The following is a 17886-nucleotide window of genomic DNA, read 5'->3' as shown; positions in this document are numbered from 1 at the left end:
GTGGCGGCGCAGACACAAATGTCTGGGGCGGGCACAGCCGCCCTTGCAGCCGCACAAACATTCCCTCACAGGTTGCAGCAGGTAACCTGATCACAGGGCCTTGTTTTGTATTGGAGCAGTATCATGAATTTTTCGCAAATTTCCTCACTGACGCTGGCCGCGTCCTTCGCATTGGGCGCGACAACGGCAGGCGCCGTCGAAGTCACCGGCGGGTCGGTCGGGCTGTCTTATTCGGCCTTTGCCGAAGACACCGATTTCAATCACTGGGGTCTCGAAGGCGCGATGGAACTGGGGTTCAGCCGCGATTTCAGCCTGCAAATCGATGCCGCCTATCATGATTTCGGCTTTACCGATATCGACAGCACGCTGCTGGGTCTGCACGGCATCTATCACCTGAACGACGCGACCTCTCTCGGCGCTTTCTACACCTTTGAAGACGTCGAAGGCGATGAGGCCGATATCTTTGGGATCGAGGCTGGCTATGAAGTCCGCGAATGGGAGTTCGAGGGCTATATCGCCAATGTCGACACGGATCTGGGCGATGCCACGCTTGGCGGCATCAAAGCTCGCTATGAGATGCAGGAGGGCTTTGGCCTGACAGGCTCTTATGACATGGCCGACGATGACACCGGCGATCTGTCCCGGTTCGCAATCCGTCTTGACCGCGACGTATCGGTTAACACCAATCTGTTCCTTGAGGTCGGCTCGGCCAAGGCCGAAGCGGGTGGCGTCAACGTCTCGGAACCCTTCGTCGGCTTGGGCGGCGAGATCGCCTTTGGTGCAGATCGTGGGACCACCTTTGACCAGCGCGGGTTGGCCCGGCTGATCCCCGGTCTCTGATACCCACGCATTGGGTCGGCGATTTGGTATGGCCCTCGGGCCATGCCATTGGCGCGGTCTAGAACGGCCGTTCTATCTCCGCTCCGAAAACAGCAAACCGTTCTCTCAGTGTCGCAGCGCAGCAATTTTGCTCCGTTTCACGTAGCGGCTTGCTTGTACTATTGCTGCGCGCGCGCTATCGCTCTGACTAACAAAGTTGCGCCAAAGCGGCGTGACGGGCCAGCAAAGGGGGACTCTTGGTTTGAAGATCGGGACACCAAAGGAAATATTTGAGGGCGAGAACCGGGTCGCAATGACGCCGGACAGCGCGCTGCAACTGCAAAAGCTTGGGCATACATGCGTTATTGAAACCGGCGCCGGTGCGGCTGCGGGCTTTGACGATGCCGCATATGAGGGCGCAGGCGTCGAGGTGGTGAACACCGCCGCCGCTCTCTACAAGGCCGCCGATGTGGTTGCCAAGGTGCGCCCGCCGTCTGACGCCGAGGTCAAGCGCCTGCGCGCGGGCCAGACGCTCATTTCCATGTTCAACCCTGCGGGCAACAAAGATCTGATGGAGGCCGCCGCCGCCAAAGGCGCGACCGTCATGGCGATGGACATGGTGCCGCGCATCAGCCGCGCCCAGAAGATGGACGCGCTGTCCTCCATGGCGAATATCGCGGGCTACCGTGCGGTCATTGAGGCGGGCAACAACTTTGGCCGTTTCTTCACCGGTCAGATCACGGCGGCGGGCAAGGTACCCCCAGCCAAGGTGCTGGTCGTCGGCGCGGGTGTTGCAGGTCTTGCCGCCATCGGCACATCGACCTCGCTGGGGGCCATCACGCTCGCGTTCGACGTGCGCCCCGAAGTGGCCGAACAGGTCGAATCGATGGGCGCCGAGTTTGTCTATCTCGACTTCGAAGAAGAACAGGCCGATGGGTCGGCTTCGGGCGGTTATGCCTCTGTTTCCAGCCCCGAATTCCGCGAAGCGCAATTGGCCAAGTTCCGCGAATTGGCGCCTGATGTGGACATCGTCATCACCACGGCGCTGATCCCCAACCGCGAAGCGCCAGAGCTTTGGACCGAAGACATGGTGCAGGCGATGAAGCCCGGCTCCGTGATCGTTGATCTGGCGGCAGAAAAGGGCGGCAACTGCAAGCTCACCAAGATGGACGAGAAGGTGGTCACCGACAACGGTGTCACGATTATCGGCTACACCGATTTCCCCTCGCGCATGGCGACGCAGGCCTCGACACTCTACGCCACCAACATCCGCCATCTGATGACGGACCTGACGCCCGAAAAAGACGGTGTCATCAATCACGACATGGAAGATGACGTGATCCGGGGCGCGACCATCACCCACGAAAAAGAAGTGACCTTCCCGCCTCCACCGCCCAAGGTCGCGGCCATCGCGGCGGCACCGAAGAAGGAAAAGGTTAAAGAAAAGACCCCGGAAGAGAAGCGTGCTGACGAATTGGCTGCTTTCAAAGCGCAGACCAAGAACCAAGTCACGCTCTTGGCCGTAGGCGCGGCGCTGCTGCTCGGTGTCGGCCTCGTCGCCCCGGCCAGCTTCATGCAGCACTTCATCGTTTTTGTACTGGCGGTCTTTGTCGGTTTCCAAGTGATCTGGGGCGTGGCGCACAGCCTGCATACGCCGCTGATGGCGGTGACCAACGCGATCTCTTCGATCATCATTCTGGGCGCGCTGATGCAGATCGGCTCGAACTCGGCATTGGTCATTATTCTTGCTGCTCTGTCGGTCTTCATGTGTGGGATCAACATCTTTGGCGGCTTCCTCGTGACACGGCGCATGCTCGCCATGTTCCAGAAATCCTGAAGGAGCACGCATCATGGAATACGGATTTACGACAGCAGCCTATGTGGTTGCAGCGGTTCTCTTCATCCTTAGCTTGGGCGGTCTGTCGGGTCAGGAAAGCGCCAAACGCGCCGTCTGGTATGGCATCGCAGGCATGGCGCTGGCGGTTGTTGCCACGTTGATCGGGCCGGGGGCGGGGTTCTGGCTCCTCTCGCTGATCCTGATCGCGGCAGGCGGGGCGATCGGCTACCAATTGGCCACCCGCGTGCAGATGACGCAGATGCCCGAACTGGTCGCGGCGATGCACAGCCTTGTGGGCCTCGCGGCGGTTTTCGTTGGCTATAACGCCCATATCGAACTGGGCAACGTGCTGGCGATGGACGAGGTGGCGCGCGCGTCGACCGAAGGCTTCGCCGCGCTCTTGGCCAAGAAGGACAGTGTCGAGATCGCAATCCTGCGGGTCGAACTCGTGCTCGGCATCTTCATCGGTGCCGTGACCTTCACCGGCTCTGTCATCGCCTATGGCAAACTGGCGGGCCGCGTCAGCTCGGCGGCGACGAAACTGCCGGGCGGTCACATGCTCAACGCCGCTGCGGCAGCACTCTCGCTGCTCTGCCTGATCTGGTACTTCAACACCGGGGGCTTTTTGCCGCTGTTCGTGCTGACGCTGGCCGCACTCTTCATCGGCTATCACCTGATCATGGGCATCGGCGGTGCCGACATGCCAGTCGTCGTGTCGATGCTCAACAGCTACTCCGGCTGGGCCGCAGCGGCGATTGGCTTCTCGCTTGGCAACGATCTGCTGATCGTGGTCGGCGCGTTGGTCGGCTCTTCGGGGGCGATCCTGAGCTACATCATGTGTAAGGCGATGAACCGTTCGTTCATCAGCGTTATCCTCGGCGGCTTTGGCGGGACCTCTGGCCCGGCAATGGAAGTCGAGGGCGAGCAGGTGGCGATCGAGGCCGACGGTGTCGCACAGGCGCTCAACGAGGCCGACAGTGTCATCATCATCCCCGGCTACGGCATGGCGGTGGCTCAGGCCCAAGGCGCGGTCAGCGAATTGGTCAAGAAGCTGCGTGCCAAGGGCAAGAACGTCCGTTTCGCCATCCACCCGGTGGCGGGCCGTCTGCCCGGGCACATGAACGTGCTGCTGGCCGAGGCCAAGGTGCCCTATGACATCGTGATGGAGATGGATGAGATCAACGATGATTTCCCCAACACCGACGTGGCGATTGTCATTGGCTCCAACGACATCGTGAACCCTGCCGCTCAGGAAGACCCCAACAGCCCCATCGCTGGTATGCCGGTGCTGGAATGCTGGAAGGCCAAGACGGTCTTCGTCTCCAAGCGCGGGCAGGGCACGGGCTATTCGGGGATCGAGAACCCGCTGTTCTTCAAGGAAAACACGCGGATGTTCTACGGTGATGCGAAAGCCAGCCTTGATAAACTGCTGCCACTGATCGACTAATCGTTTTCTTTAAAAGAAAACGACCGGGAATTTTTAAAAAATTCCCGACCTATACATCTTAAACGCCCCGCCAGAAACGGTGGGGCGTTTGCCGTTTCTATGGGCGGTATACGTCGGTACACATTAAGTATATGAAAACATGTCATTTTTTATCTGTTCATTGGCGCCATTGGCGCTATCCTCTCCGGAACATGACATCTTAAGCAGCGGACTCCGCCATGGCCCCGATCAAAGACCATCCCCAGCGGCTTGCCCTCACCGGTGAAATGCACGCGCGCCCCTTCCCGCAGCTTTCGGCCCCTTCGCGGGTTGCGTTTCTGGCTGTGAAGCTGGCCCCGGGCGCAGTTGCACAGGGGGAGTTGAACGCTCTCTTGGCCCACTACGGCGCGCCGCGGGCGGATGCAGAAGCGACGCATTACTATGGCGAGATGGGACGTTTCACCCTGAAATGGGAGCAGCATACGGAATTCGTCACCTATACGGTGATTGCCCCTGCTGGCCGCTCTGCGCCTTTTGCCGCGTCGGATTTCGATGCCTTTCCCGATGATTGGTTGTCAGAGATACAGGGGGAACGGATCACATCGGCGCTGCTGGCAGTTTTGCCGAAATCCACGGTGGATGAGGAGATTGCAGACCACCTGCAAGACTGGTTCGTACCGGAAAGCCTCGCCGTGGCTGAGGTGCTGGACGGCGCGGCGGTGGTGGCCAGCGATTTCCGCATTGATCCCGCGGGGCATCTGCGGCTGGCGCTCTTTACCGATGCCGCGACCGGGCAACGGCGGATCGGGCGGATCGTGCAACGGCTGTGCGAGATCGAGACCTATAAGGCCATGTCGATGCTGGGCTTCATGCAGGCGCGAGAAATGGCAACGGCGCTGAATGATCTGGATGGGCAGCTCTCCACCCTCATGGAGGCCATGCGCAGCGGGGCGGGCACGGCGGCGGAAGAGACGCTGCATGCGCTGCTTGATGTCTCGGTCGCGCTAGAGGCGCTGACGGCGGAAACCGCCTATCGCTTCGCCGCCACGGGCGCTTATGAGGCCATCGTCTATGAGCGTATCTCAGCCCTGCGCGAAGCGCGTTTCATGGGGCGGCAGGGGTTCGGGGAATTCATGATGCGCCGCTATGCCCCTGCCATGCGCACGGTGAAATCGACCGAAACGCGGCTGCAAACCATCGCAGCCCGCGCGCTGAGGGCTGCAGACCTTTTGCGCACGCGGGTGGATGTGGAACGCTCGGCCCAGAACCAAGCGATCCTTGGCAGCATGGACCGCCGCGCCGACTTGCAATTGCGGCTACAGCATACGGTCGAGGGGCTGTCGGTTGTGGCGATCAGCTACTACGCGGTGTCACTGGTCAGTTATCTGCTCTACCCGCTGGCAGAGCCGCTGGAGGTCAGCAAAGGGTTGCTGACCGCCGTGGTCACCGTGCCGGTTGTGCTTGGCGTGTGGTGGACGCTGCGCCACCTGCGGCGGAAGATCGGCTGAGCAACGCCTGCATGGCCAGCCCGCCCAATGCGATCATCACGATGGCTTCGATGGCCGCAACGGAAAGCGTGGGGACACCCGAAAGGCCCGCGCCCAAGGTGCAGCCGCCGGCCAGCACACCGCCCACGCCCATCATGGCCGCCCCGGTCAGGTAGCGCCCGGTTTGGCGCGGGGCTTCAAAGCTCTGCCACTGAAACTCTCGTGCGATAAGGCTGGCGACCAGCGCGCCGACAAACACGCCGCCCAAAAGCCCGGTGCCAAAGCCCGCGGGGATCGAACTGCTGGCGATGGTCCAGAATAGAGTATCGGCAGAGGGCGAGGTGAAGCTGAGGCTTTCCATCGCGATCGGATCGAATTCATCCAGCAGGATATACCCGGTGCCGACCCAAGCGGCAGGGACCAAAAGCCCGATCAAAGCGGCCATCACCAACTGCCCCGGACGGTTGCCCGAGCGCAGCGCATAGGCCAGCGCCGCCACGGCGATCAGACCGCCCCAAACCAGCGCACCGCCGGGCAGGGCAGCAAGGCTCACGCTGTCGCCCATGTCGACGGTCACGGACCCAAGCGCCACGCGCAGCGGGGCCAGAACCCCTTTGAGTGTGGCATGGGCCACCACGGCAAAGACCAGCACCACCAGCGCCCCGCGCAGGTTGCCGCCGCCTGTCAGCACCGTGAGGCGCGAGATGCAGCCGCGCGTAAGCACCATGCCCGCGCCGAACAGCAGCCCGCCGATGCCAATCGCCAGAAACGGCACGTCACTGGTCATAAAGCGATGCGCGTCGAAACTGATCCAACCCGCGGCCACGGCGGCCTGCGTGCCGATCACCGCCAGCGCCAACGCGGTGAGCCAGACCCCGAGCGCTTGACGCCGGTCTTCGCCCACGAGGCTGCGGCGAAAGCAAAAGCGCGTGCGCTGTGCCAAGACGCCAAACGCCAGCCCGATGAGCGCCGCCAGCAGAACGGACGCCTCTTTTGCTGTCGTCTCTTCAAAGCCGAAAGACTCAAACATCGCGAAAACCCTCGAAAACGGAATTATTTCCCATTTGGAGGGGCTGGGGGTCACAATCAAGTGAAAGCTGACGTGGGGGCCTCCGGCGTCAGCGAAATTATTTCTGTTTTGATGGAGAAATGGGCGACGCTGTTCACCCTGCGTCAGGGGCCGCGAAACAACCGGCCCCCGTCGCGATGGGCGGGCGCCGGTCGGTCCTTATTTGGCTCAGCGTCCGCGAATGCGCGGATCAAGCGCGTCGCGCAGACCATCGCCAAGGTAGTTCACCGCCAGCACGGTCAGCGAGATGGCGATGCCGGGCAGCATCACGCGCTCGGGAAACTCCTGCATGCGGTCCACTGCGTCGGCCAGTTGCTTGCCCCATGTGGGGAAGTCCGACGGAAAGCCGACACCGAGGAAGGACAGTGCGCTTTCAGTGATGATCGCCGTGGCAAGGCCAAGGGTGGCCGAGACCATGATCGGCGAGATCACGTTGGGCAGCAGGTGCCGGCGGATAATCTTGCCCGGCGTGGTGCCGATAGAGCGGGCGGCAAGGATGAACTCACGTTCCTTCAGCGCCAGAATATCGCCGCGCACGATCCGCGCCGTCTGCATCCAAGAGGTCAGGCTGATCACCGAAACGATGAGAATGAACATGCCGCCCTCAGGCCCAAACTGCGAGCGCAGCGGTTGCCCGAAGAGTGTTACCGCCAAAAGCACCAGCGGCAGGATCGGCAGGCTCAGGATCAGGTCGGTGAAGCGCATGAGCCAGAAGTCCATCCGCTTGAAAAAGCCCGAAAGCACGCCGATTGCAGTACCGATAACCAGCGCCAGCGCCATGGCCATCCAGCCCACCGCCATCGACACGCGCCCGCCAAAGAGCATCTGCGCAAGGATGTCGCGGCCCAGTTGGTCGGTGCCGAAGGGATGGCTCCAGCCCGCCTTGGCGTCCCCGTCCCAAAGGAGGGTATAGATCGGCCGCCAATCCTTGTTGCGAATGTCCAGTTTCTTGGCGTCAATGTCCCAGATATAGGGGCCAAAGATCACCGCGAGTGTGATGAAGATCAGGAAGGAGCCGCCAAAGAGCGCACCCTTGTGCTTGCGGAACTGGTCCCAAACATCGCGCCACTGGCTGCGCGGGGGCTTCTGCGGGCCCTTGTCTTGCAGGGCTTTCATGAATTCGAGGTCGGCTTCGACCGGGCTGGCGGGAATGGGTTGCTCAGTCATAACGGATCCTTGGGTCAAGCAGGCCGTAGAGGATATCTGCGATCAGGTTGAACAGAACGATCAACACCGCAAAGATAAAGGTCAGGGTCATCACCATGGGCAGATCGTTGGCACGCAGCGCGGTCAACAGAAGCTGGCCGATGCCATTCACCTTGAAGACGTTCTCGGTGATGATGGCGCCGCCAAAGATGGCGGGCATGCCAAGCGCGATGATGGTGACCACCGGGATCATCGAGTTGCGCAGCACATGGACCATGACGACGACGCTTTCCTTCAGCCCCTTGGCGCGGGCAGTGCGCACGTAGTCTTGGTTGAGGTTGTCGAGCATGGCACCGCGCATGTAGCGGCTGATCTGCGCCGTGGTTTGCAGCGCCAGCACCATCACCGGCATGATCATCTGAAAGAACTGCACCTTGAAGCTTTCCCAGTCGTTCACGACATGTGTCGTGTCATAGATCGACGGCAGCCACCCCAGCGAGACCGAGAAGATCACGATCAACAGAGGCCCGGTGAAGAAGGGCGGGATCGAGAAGCCGATCATGGTGATGAACGTCCCGGCCTGATCGAAGACCGAGTAGTGACGGTAGGCCGAATAGATGCCGATCGGAATGGCGATAACGATGCCCACGATATAGGCCAGCCCCACGACCCAAAGGGTCTGCGGCATGCGCTGGATCACGATGTCCATTACAGGCGAACGGGTCTGCCAAGAGATCACGCGCAGCTTGCCGTCCGACAGGTTGGTGTCGGGCAGCCAGCTAAACAGGGCAGAGCGGTTGGTGAGATAGTCGATGAAAACCTGCGGCTCGATCCAGAAGACCTGCACGAGCCATTTCCAATATTGGATATAGATCGGCTGGCCGAGGCCGAGCGCCTCGCGCATCTTCTCTTTCACCTCGGGCGGGACCGTCAGCGGCACTTGGGCCATCGGGTCGCCGGGGGCGAGTTGCAGCAGCAGGAAAATCACCAGGCTGATAAACAAAAGCGTCGGGATCGACAAAAGAAGTCGTCGGATGGTGAAGGTCAACATTGGCGTCGCCTTTGTAAGTCAGTCTGTGAGGGGGTGGGGGCGAGAGGGGGGCGTGCGGATGGCGCACACCCCCCAAAGGTCGGTGAAGGGAGGCGCAGCATGCCGCGCCTCCGTCCTAGATCACTCTTCCATGCGGTACCAATCGGCGGCATTCCACAGCTCGGAGTCCCATGTGTTCAGCACAACGCCACCAAGGGTGTTGGAGGCAGCCGAGACGCGACCACGGTCAACCAGCGGCAGGATCGAGTAGCTGTCCTTGGTCAGCATGTCGTTCAGCTTTTTGGCCAGTTCGCCACGTTTTTCCATTTCGCCGGTACGGCCCAGTTCGGCCACCATCGCATCATACTCTTCTTCGCAGAAGCGGTTGATGTTCTCACCCTGCCACTGTGTTTCCGGGCTTGGGAATTTGGCGCAGGTCCGTTGGGCAAGGTAGCTTTGCGGGTCGGTGCCATCGAAGTTGTTGGCGTACATTTCAACGTCTGCATAGAAACGCTGGAACGTGTCGGTCGAACCGGGGTCGCCACCGAAGAAGACCGAAGAATCGATGTTGCGCAATTCGGTTTCAACGCCGATCTGGCTCCACCAATCTTTGATCAGCGCTTGGAAGTCCTGACGCACGGCGTTGGTCGAAGTCTGGTAAAGAATTTCCAGTTTCACGCCGTCTTTTTCGCGGATGCCGTCGCCATCGCTGTCAACCCAGCCCGCTTCGTCCAAGAGCGCCTTGGCGCCTTCGATGTCTTGGGTCAGGCAGTCGGTGTTGTCGGAGGCGTAAAGCTCTGGCGCGGGCACCATGTTACAGGTGGCGCGGCCCGCTTGGCCGTAGCCGACTTCGACCAGCAGTTCGCGGTCAATCGCCATCGACAGTGCCCGGCGGACGCTCTCATCAGTGAGGAATGGATGCGGGTGCTTGGCTGTGGCGCGCTCACCTTCCGGCAGGTCCGGGGAGGGGTCTGTCATGTTCAGTTCCAGACGCTCAACCAGCGTGCCGAAAGCCGACATCGGCTTGCCCTTGCCGCCTTCGGCCATCTTGGCGATGACATCGGGGGCCAATTGCAGGTTCCAGGCGTAGTCGAACTCACCGGTTTCCATCACGGCACGGCCCGCAGCTGTCGCGTCACCGCCACCTTTGAAGGTCAGCGTGGCGAATGCAGGCTTGCTCGGGTCGCGGTAATTTTCGTTCGCGGCCATGGTGATCACGTCGTTCGGGCGGAACTCAGTGACGGTGAAGGGGCCGGTGCCGATGGGGTTAAAGTTCGCTTCGGTACACTCGGGCGCCTTGGCGCCGGTACAATCGGCAAACTGCGCCGCCTGAATGATCGGGGACTGGCCGCCCATGAAGGGGCCGTAGGGGTTCGGCATCGGCTCGGAGAAGGTAACCTTGACCGTTTGGTCGTCGACCACATCAACCGAGGAAACACCTTCGAATTTGGCTAACTGCGCGCAGCCGCCTTCGGGGTTCATGCAGTAATCAGCGGTGAATTTGACATCATTGGCGGTGACGGGGGTGCCGTCGGACCACATCAGCCCATCTTTCAGCTTCCATGTGATGGTCTTGAGGTCTTCGCTCACGCCGCCGTTTTCAAGTGTCGGAATTTCGTTCGCCAGATAGGGGACCAGCGCGCCGGTTTCGTCATAGCGGCCAAGGGGTTCGAGGATCAGCGAGGACGCTTCGACGTCCTTCGTACCGCTCGACAGATAGGGGTTCAGGATCGAAGGCGCCTGCCAATAGATGATTTTGACTTCGCCGTCGCGGCCACGCTCGCCCTCATGGGCTTCTGCAAAGGCCATAGGGGCAAACGCAGTCGATGCGACAGCCCCCATCAATAGGGTCTTCAATTTCATATCTTACTCCATGTTGGACACGTGGACGTGCCACTTATTGTCGACGAGATTGCCCCCGCCTTGTTGTAGTCGCCCCAGAAAGAACATGAGCTTCACCAGCTAAACATAACAAAACAAGTAATATTCAACCTGTGATCGAAGCGTTCTTTCCAAACCGCATGTGTCATATCGAAACAGGTTTCCCGAGAATTGCAAGGCCGGACATGGCGCAAATATGACAAAGCGCAAACTGCCAGCGTCAGGTTTGACAGTCTCATGACATTCGCCGTAGCGTCAGGCAAAATCTGCGCCAATAAAAACAACAGGGAAACAGATGCTGGATCACGCAAACGGAGCGCCAATCGCCCAAATTCAGGGCCTGCGCGTCGAATTTCAAACCAAAGATGGCCCCGTTGTCGGCGTCGAAGATGTCAGTTTCGACATCAACCCCGGTGAGACGGTTTGCGTCGTCGGGGAATCGGGATCGGGCAAATCGGTGTCTTCGCTGTCGCTGATGCGGCTGGTCGAATACGGCGGCGGTGAAATTGCAGGCGGGCGCCTCCTTTTTGAGCGTGGTGAAAAGGGGCAGGTCGATCTGGCGGCCAGCAGCGGTAGCCTCATGCGCAAGATTCGCGGCAATGAAATCGGCATGATCTTCCAAGAGCCGATGACCGCGCTGAACCCCGTTTTTACCATCGGAAAGCAGATGACCGAGGGCCTGCGCCTGCATTTGAACATGTCCCGGCAACAGGCCGAGGACCGCGCGCTGGAATTGATGCGGCAGGTCCGCATCCCCGAGCCTGAGCGCCGGTTGAAGCAGTATCCGCATGAGCTTTCGGGCGGTATGCGCCAGCGCGTGGTGATCGCCATGGCGCTGGCCTGCGAGCCGCGCCTGTTGATCGCGGATGAGCCTACCACCGCGCTCGACGTGACGATTCAGGCCGAAATCCTCGCCCTGATGGACCGGCTAAAGCGCGAAACCGGCACGGCGGTGATGTTCATCACCCATGACATGGCCGTGGTGGCGCAGATGGCTGACCGGGTCGTCGTCATGTTCCGCGGCAAGAAGGTCGAGGAAGGCACCGTCGAGGAGATCTTTGAGAACCCGCAGCATCCCTATACCAAAGCGCTCTTGGCCGCCGTGCCGAAATTGGGCGAGATGACGGGCAAGCCATACCCTGAGCCGATGAAGCTTTTGGGCAGTGAGGACAAGGAAATCGTTCCGATCAAGGGCCGCGAAGAGGTGCTCTTGTCAGTCAAGAACCTGACCACGCGCTTCCCGGTGCAGGGCGGTTTCCTGCGGCGCACCGTGGCCAATGTGCATGCGGTCGAAGACCTGTCTTTTACCCTCAACAAAGGTCAGACGCTGAGCCTCGTGGGCGAATCGGGCTGTGGCAAATCCACCGCCGGACGATCGATCCTGCGGCTGGTGGAGCCGATGTCGGGGGAGGTGAACCTTGACGGTGTCGACATCATGTCTCTGGACCAATCAGCCTTGCGCACCGCGCGGCTCGACATGCAGATGATCTTTCAGGATCCCTTCGCCTCGCTCAACCCGCAGATGCAGCTGGCCGATCAGGTGGCCGAGCCGATCCACAATTTCGCGACCCTCAAAGGGGCCGAAATTACTAAGCGGATTGAGATGCTCTTCGACCGGGTGGAATTGCCGCGCAGCTTCATGCGCCGCTTCCCGCATGAGCTGTCGGGCGGTCAGCGCCAACGGGTCGCTATCGCCCGCGCGCTTGCGCTGAACCCCAAGCTGATCATCGCGGATGAAGCGGTCTCGGCCCTTGATGTGTCTGTGCAGGCGCAGGTGCTCAACCTGATGATGGAGCTTCAGGCCGAGATGGAACTGTCGTTCCTCTTTATTAGCCACGACATGGCGGTTGTGGAGCGGGTGAGCCACTACGTCGGCGTCATGTATCTGGGGCGCATCGTCGAGATGGGCTCGCGCCAGCGGGTGTTTGAGAACCCGCAGCACCCCTATACCCAAGCGCTGATGAAGGCCGTGCCGATCGCCGATCCGCGGCGCCGCAAGTCCGAGAAGGACTTGAACTTCAAACCGATTCCCTCGCCGATCCACCCTGTCAGCTATCGGGCCGAGCCTTCGGTCTACCGCGAAGTGGAGCCGGGCCACCATGTGCTGACCACCGACAGTGGCTATTGAAAGAACACCAATGACCGAACGCCTGACCCCGCTTGAGTTGATGACCAAGCTCATTAGCTTTCCCACCGTGTCGCGGGACACCAACATCCCGCTGATCGACTGGGTGGCCGAGTACCTCGCCTTCCACGGGATCGAGAGCCACCGCTACGTCGATCCTGATCAGCCCAAACATGCGCTTTTCGCCCATGCGGGCCCGTGGGAGGAGGGGGCCGTCGTCCTGTCGGGCCATACCGATGTGGTGCCGGTCGACGGGCAGGCCTGGGACACCGACCCTTTCACCGTGACCGAGAAAGACGGCCGCTACTACGGGCGCGGCACCTGCGACATGAAGGGCTTCGACGCGCTGGCGATCTGGGCTTTGGTCGAGGCGCATTATGCAGACGTCAAACGCCCGCTGCAGATCGCGCTCAGCTTTGACGAAGAGATCGGATGCACCGGCGCCCCGCCGATGATTCAGGCGATGCAGGGCGTGGTGCCCAAGGGCTCGGCGGTGATCGTGGGCGAGCCTTCGACCATGCAGGCGGTGACCGGCCACAAGGGCGGCATTGGCTTTAACACGCACCTCGTGGGCTTTGAGGTGCATTCCTCGCTGCTGCACACCGGGGTCAATGCGATCATGGCGGGTGCCAAGCTTATTGAATGGGCCAACGACGTGAACAGCGACAACATGGCCGCCAAACCGACCGAGACGGCGGCGATGTTCGACCCGCCCTTCACCACCGCCCATGTCGGCGTGATCGAAGGCGGCACGGCCCACAACATCACCGCCAAGGACTGCAAATTCGCCATGGATTTCCGCGTGGTGCCGGGTGAAGACAAAGACAAATGGGGCACCGCCTACCTCAAGAAGGTCCGTGAGGTCGAAAAGCAGATGCAGGACGTGGTGCCCGAAACCTATATTGAGACCTCGACCCGTTTCGACGTGCCCGCGCTGCAGCCCGAAAAGGACGGCGAGGCGGAGCAGATCGTGCGCCAGATCACCGGCGACAATGCCAGCCACAAAGTGAGCTACGGCACCGAAGCCGGGCAGTTCCAAGAGGCGGGCTATTCTGCCGTGATCTGTGGGCCGGGCGACATCGCGCAGGCGCACCAGCCCAATGAATTCATCGATGTGGCGCAGTTCGAGGCCGGTCACGACTTCATACGCCGGCTGCTGACCCGCTTGCAGGGCTGAGCCATCCCTGACAGACCTAAGGCAGGCCCCCTCCGCAGGGGCCTGTCCTTTCCACGGCCGCCCGGTGCAGCCGCGCGGTCCCAGCCTCCGGGGTTCGCATGTCCGTTTTTCCTATCACCCTTGCCACCCCTGCCAGTTACCCCCGCACCCCGCCGCGTGACAGCGAGGTGGTGGTCATCGGCGGTGGCGTGATCGGCGTCTGCACCGCCCTGTTTCTGGCGCGGGCGGGCAAACAGGTGACGCTGCTGGAAAAGGGCCGCATTGCCGCCGAACAATCCAGCCGCAACTGGGGCTGGATCCGCCAACAAGGGCGCGACCCGGATGAGTTGCCGATCATGGTTGAAGCCGCGCGGCTTTGGCGCGAACTGGCCCCAGAGCTCGACCGCGACATCGGGCTGAAACAGACCGGCGTGACCTATCTGGCAAGCTCGGACGCCAAGATGCAAAGCTACGCAGACTGGCTGCCCCACGCCAAAGCCAATGGGATCGACAGCCGGTTGATGGACGCAGGCGAGGTGGCTGCGGCTTTTCCAGGGCTGAGCAAAGGCTACGCCGGGGCGTTGATCACCCCCTCCGACATGCGGGCGGAACCTTGGGTCGCGGTGCCAGCGCTGGCCGCCTTGGCCGTCAAAGAGGGCGTGCGCATCATCGAGAACTGCGCGGTGCGCAAGCTTGACCTCGCCGCGGGCCGCGTGGCGGGGGTGAGCACCGAAGCGGGGGCGATCCGCACGACATCGGTGGTGCTGGCGGGCGGGGCATGGTCGGCGCTTTTCCTGCGCGCGCATGGCGTCACCTTGCCGCAGCTATCCGTACGTGAAAGCGTGGTGGCGACCAACGTGTTGCCCGAGGTGCACGCCGGTGCCGTGGCCGAGGCGGGGCTGGCCTTTCGCCGCCGCGCCGATGGGGGCTATACGCTGGCTCCGGGGGCGGCGCCCGATCTCTACGTCGGGCCAGATGCCTTCCGCGCCCTGCGTCACTACCTGCCACAGTTGCGCGCCACCCCCTTTGGCCAGCGGCTGCGGATGTCCGCGCCTAAGGGCTTTCCTGACGCATGGCGCACCCCGCGCCAATGGGCCGCGGACAGTTTCAGCCCTTTCGAGGCGATGCGCATCCTTGATCCCGCCCCCGATCACCGCCGGTTGCGCCGTACGGTCAAGCAGTTCGCAGCACTTTATCCCGAACTGCCACCGATCACGGCGCGCAATTCATGGGCGGGCATGATCGACACAATGCCCGATATCGTGCCGGTGGTGGACAGTTGCGCCCAAATTCCGGGCCTCGTCATTGGCACCGGCATGTCGGGCCACGGCTTTGGCATCGGGCCGGGCATGGGGCGGGTGCTGGCCGCACTGGTCTTGGGCGATGCGCCGGGGCATGATCTGAGCAGATTTCGCGTCGACCGGTTCAGTGATGGCACGCCCATCCGCCCCGGTCCGGCGCTTTAACCTCATTGTTTCAAAGGACATGGCCCATGCCGATTAAGAACCGTTTCGCCGAGACCCACGCCGAGATCACCGCATGGCGCCGCCACCTACATCAGCACCCCGAACTGATGTTCGACCTGCCCGAAACCTCAAAATTCGTCGAAGACAAGCTGCGCAGCTTTGGCATCACCGACATCACTACCGGCATCGCGCAGACCGGCGTGGTCGCGGTGATCGAGGGGCAGAGCAACACATCAGGCCGCACCATCGGACTGCGCGCCGATATGGATGCGCTGCCGATCATGGAAGCGACGGGGCTGCCCCATGCCTCCAAGACCCCCGGCAAAATGCATGCCTGCGGCCATGACGGTCATACGGCGATGCTTTTGGGTGCCGCGCAATACCTTGCGGAGACGCGCAATTTCGATGGCCGTGTGGTGCTGATCTTCCAACCCGCCGAGGAGGGCGGCGGCGGTGGCAATGTCATGGTGCAAGAGGGGCTGATGGACCGTTGGGATATCGATGAGGTCTACGGCATGCATAATATGCCCGGCCACTCCACAGGGCATTTCGCAATCCGCGAGGGCGCGCTGCTGGCTGCGGCGGATGAGTTCAACATCACGCTGACCGGGCAGGGCGGCCATGCCGCGGCCCCGCATGAGGCTATCGACACCAACCTCGCTGCCGCCCATGTCTTGATCGCGCTGCAATCCATCGCCAGCCGCAACACCGACCCGCTGAAACAGGTCGTCGTGTCGGTCTGCACCCTGCGCAGCGATACCGACAGCCACAATGTCCTGCCGCATCAAGTGCTTCTGCGCGGCACGGTGCGCACACTTGACCCCGCGGTTCAGGATTTGGCCGAGCAGCGCCTACACGACCTCACCCGCCTCACGGCAGAGGCGCATCAATGCAAGGCAGAGATCGACTATCAGCGCGGCTATCCCGTCACCCGCAACCACAGCGACCACACCCGCTATGCCGCCGAGGCTGCCGACAAGGTCACCCCCGGCACCGACCGGGACACCCCGCCCATCATGGCGGGTGAGGATTTTTCCTATATGCTCAATGCGCGACCGGGTGCCTATATTATGATCGGCAATGGCGAGGGGGCGACGGTCCATCACCCGGAATATGACTTTGACGATGCCGCGATCCCGGCGGGCTGCTCATGGTTCGCGCAGGTGGTTGAGGACCGGCTAGCAAGGGCGTAAGCATGTGGCAGATAAATGCGACTGCATGAAAATCAGCGCCAACCCAACTCCGGAGGATACTTCCTAAATGCCCGTTAAGAACAGATTTGCCGAGCTGCATGACGACATCACCGCATGGCGCCGTGATCTGCATGAAAACCCCGAAATCCTATTCGAGACGCACCGCACTTCGGCCACCGTGGCCGAGAAACTGCGCAGCTTCGGCTGCGACGAGGTCGTCGAAGGCATAGGCCGCACCGGCGTTGTCGGTGTGATCAAGGGCAAGGAAACCGGATCGGGCAAGGTCATCGGTCTGCGCGCCGACATGGACGCGCTGCCGATCCACGAACAGACCGGGCTTGACTATGCCTCCAAGACCGACGGCGCGATGCATGCCTGCGGCCATGACGGCCACACCGCGATGCTGTTGGGGGCGGCGCAATATCTGGCCGAGACCCGCAATTTCGACGGTACTGTCGTGGTGATCTTCCAGCCCGCCGAAGAGGGCGGCGGTGGCGGTCGCGAGATGTGCGAAGACGGTATGATGGACCGTTTTGGCATCCAAGAAGTCTATGGGATGCACAACTGGCCGGGCATGCCCACGGGCTCTTTCGGCATCCGCCCGGGGTCCTTCTTTGCTGCGACGGACCAGTTCGACATCACCTTTGAGGGGCGCGGGGGCCATGCCGCCAAACCGCATGAGACCGTCGACACAACCGTGATGGCCGCGCAGGCCGTGCTCGCGCTGCAAACCATCACATCGCGCAATGCCGACCCGGTGGAGCAGATCGTCGTCTCGGTCACCGCATTTGAGACATCTTCCAAAGCCTTCAATGTGATCCCGCAACGGGTGCAGATGAAAGGCACTGTGCGCACGATGTCGGCGGATATGCGCAGCCTTGCCGAAAAGCGCATCAACGAGATCTGCAACGGCATCGCGGGCACCTTTGGCGGCACAGCGGATGTAACCTACCACCGCGGCTACCCGGTCATGGTGAATCACGAAGAGCAGACCGAGTTTGCCGCCGATGTGGCACGCTCAATCTCGGGCAATTGCGTCGAGGCGCCGCTGGTCATGGGGGGGGAAGACTTCGCCTTCATGCTCGAAGAACGCCCCGGTGCCTATATTTTGGTCGGCAACGGCGACACGGCGGCGGTGCACCATCCGGAGTATAACTTCAACGATGAGGCGATCCCGGCAGGCTGTAGCTGGTGGGCAGGTATCGTTGAGCAGCGTATGCCCGCGGCCTGATCCCGCAATCAGAAACGATC

13 protein-coding genes are annotated in these 17886 nt (G+C 61.6%); 9 read left to right on the top strand and 4 right to left on the bottom strand.

The genetic code is table 11. From position 1 onward, the window contains the following. Positions 1–123: 123 nt before the first annotated feature. From O4H31_RS09535 to O4H31_RS09520, 4 genes are all read left to right on the top strand, one after another. Complete coding sequence (locus O4H31_RS09535; RefSeq protein WP_269345152.1) at positions 124–840, top strand: porin; 717 nt, start codon at positions 124–126, stop codon at positions 838–840. Between the two features lie 241 nt (positions 841–1081). Further along, on the top strand, positions 1082–2656 hold the full coding sequence (locus O4H31_RS09530; RefSeq protein ID WP_269345151.1) for a Re/Si-specific NAD(P)(+) transhydrogenase subunit alpha: 1575 nt from the start codon (positions 1082–1084) through the stop codon (positions 2654–2656). 13 nt (positions 2657–2669) lie between these two features. Continuing rightward, the gene (locus tag O4H31_RS09525; RefSeq protein ID WP_269345150.1) at positions 2670–4103 is read left to right on the top strand and encodes an NAD(P)(+) transhydrogenase (Re/Si-specific) subunit beta; all 1434 of its coding nucleotides are present in this window, start codon (positions 2670–2672) and stop codon (positions 4101–4103) included. A 218-nt stretch (positions 4104–4321) separates the two neighbouring features. Further along, positions 4322–5590 carry a DUF3422 family protein gene (locus O4H31_RS09520; protein WP_269345147.1) on the top strand — a complete coding sequence of 423 codons (1269 nt, stop codon included), beginning with the start codon at positions 4322–4324 and terminating at the stop codon, positions 5588–5590. On the opposite strand, the gene O4H31_RS09515 is transcribed toward O4H31_RS09520, so the two are convergent. The 4 genes from O4H31_RS09515 to O4H31_RS09500 form a co-directional block, all read right to left on the bottom strand. Continuing rightward, positions 5526–6599, bottom strand: coding sequence for a YeeE/YedE family protein (locus O4H31_RS09515; RefSeq protein WP_269345145.1), 1074 nt, complete (start codon positions 6597–6599; stop codon positions 5526–5528). The genes O4H31_RS09520 and O4H31_RS09515 overlap by 65 nt on opposite strands. 207 nt (positions 6600–6806) lie before the next feature. Continuing rightward, positions 6807–7805: an ABC transporter permease gene (locus O4H31_RS09510; RefSeq protein WP_269345143.1), complete on the bottom strand. Its 999-nt coding sequence runs from the start codon at positions 7803–7805 to the stop codon at positions 6807–6809. Next, positions 7798–8835: an ABC transporter permease gene (locus O4H31_RS09505; protein ID WP_067630270.1), complete on the bottom strand. Its 1038-nt coding sequence runs from the start codon at positions 8833–8835 to the stop codon at positions 7798–7800. Before O4H31_RS09505 ends, O4H31_RS09510 begins: the two co-directional genes overlap by 8 nt. A 120-nt stretch (positions 8836–8955) precedes the next feature. Then, positions 8956–10677, bottom strand: a complete 1722-nt coding sequence (locus O4H31_RS09500) for a peptide ABC transporter substrate-binding protein (RefSeq protein ID WP_269345139.1) — start codon at positions 10675–10677, stop codon at positions 8956–8958. 313 nt (positions 10678–10990) lie between these two features. Here O4H31_RS09500 and O4H31_RS09495 point away from each other — a divergent pair, with 313 nt between their 5' ends. The 5 genes from O4H31_RS09495 to O4H31_RS09475 all read left to right on the top strand — a co-directional run bounded on the left by O4H31_RS09495 (position 10991) and on the right by O4H31_RS09475 (position 17866). Next, the gene (locus O4H31_RS09495) at positions 10991–12823 is read left to right on the top strand and encodes an ABC transporter ATP-binding protein (RefSeq protein WP_269345138.1); all 1833 of its coding nucleotides are present in this window, start codon (positions 10991–10993) and stop codon (positions 12821–12823) included. Positions 12824–12833: 10 nt separating this feature from the next. Next, positions 12834–13997, top strand: a complete 1164-nt coding sequence (argE, locus tag O4H31_RS09490; protein ID WP_269345136.1) for an acetylornithine deacetylase — start codon at positions 12834–12836, stop codon at positions 13995–13997. Between the two features lie 98 nt (positions 13998–14095). After that, positions 14096–15442: an NAD(P)/FAD-dependent oxidoreductase gene (locus tag O4H31_RS09485; RefSeq protein ID WP_269345134.1), complete on the top strand. Its 1347-nt coding sequence runs from the start codon at positions 14096–14098 to the stop codon at positions 15440–15442. 26 nt (positions 15443–15468) lie between these two features. Next, positions 15469–16635: a M20 aminoacylase family protein gene (locus O4H31_RS09480; RefSeq protein WP_269345132.1), complete on the top strand. Its 1167-nt coding sequence runs from the start codon at positions 15469–15471 to the stop codon at positions 16633–16635. Positions 16636–16702: 67 nt separating this feature from the next. Beyond that, a complete protein-coding gene (locus O4H31_RS09475) occupies positions 16703–17866 on the top strand; it encodes a M20 aminoacylase family protein (RefSeq protein WP_269345130.1) in 1164 nt (387 codons plus the stop codon). The last annotated feature ends 20 nt before the right edge of the window (positions 17867–17886 follow it).

Source organism: Sulfitobacter dubius, assembly GCF_027214245.1.
In the GTDB taxonomy this organism is placed as follows: Bacteria; Pseudomonadota; Alphaproteobacteria; order Rhodobacterales; family Rhodobacteraceae; genus Sulfitobacter; species Sulfitobacter dubius_A.
This window is presented reverse-complemented; position numbering and strand designations above follow the sequence as displayed.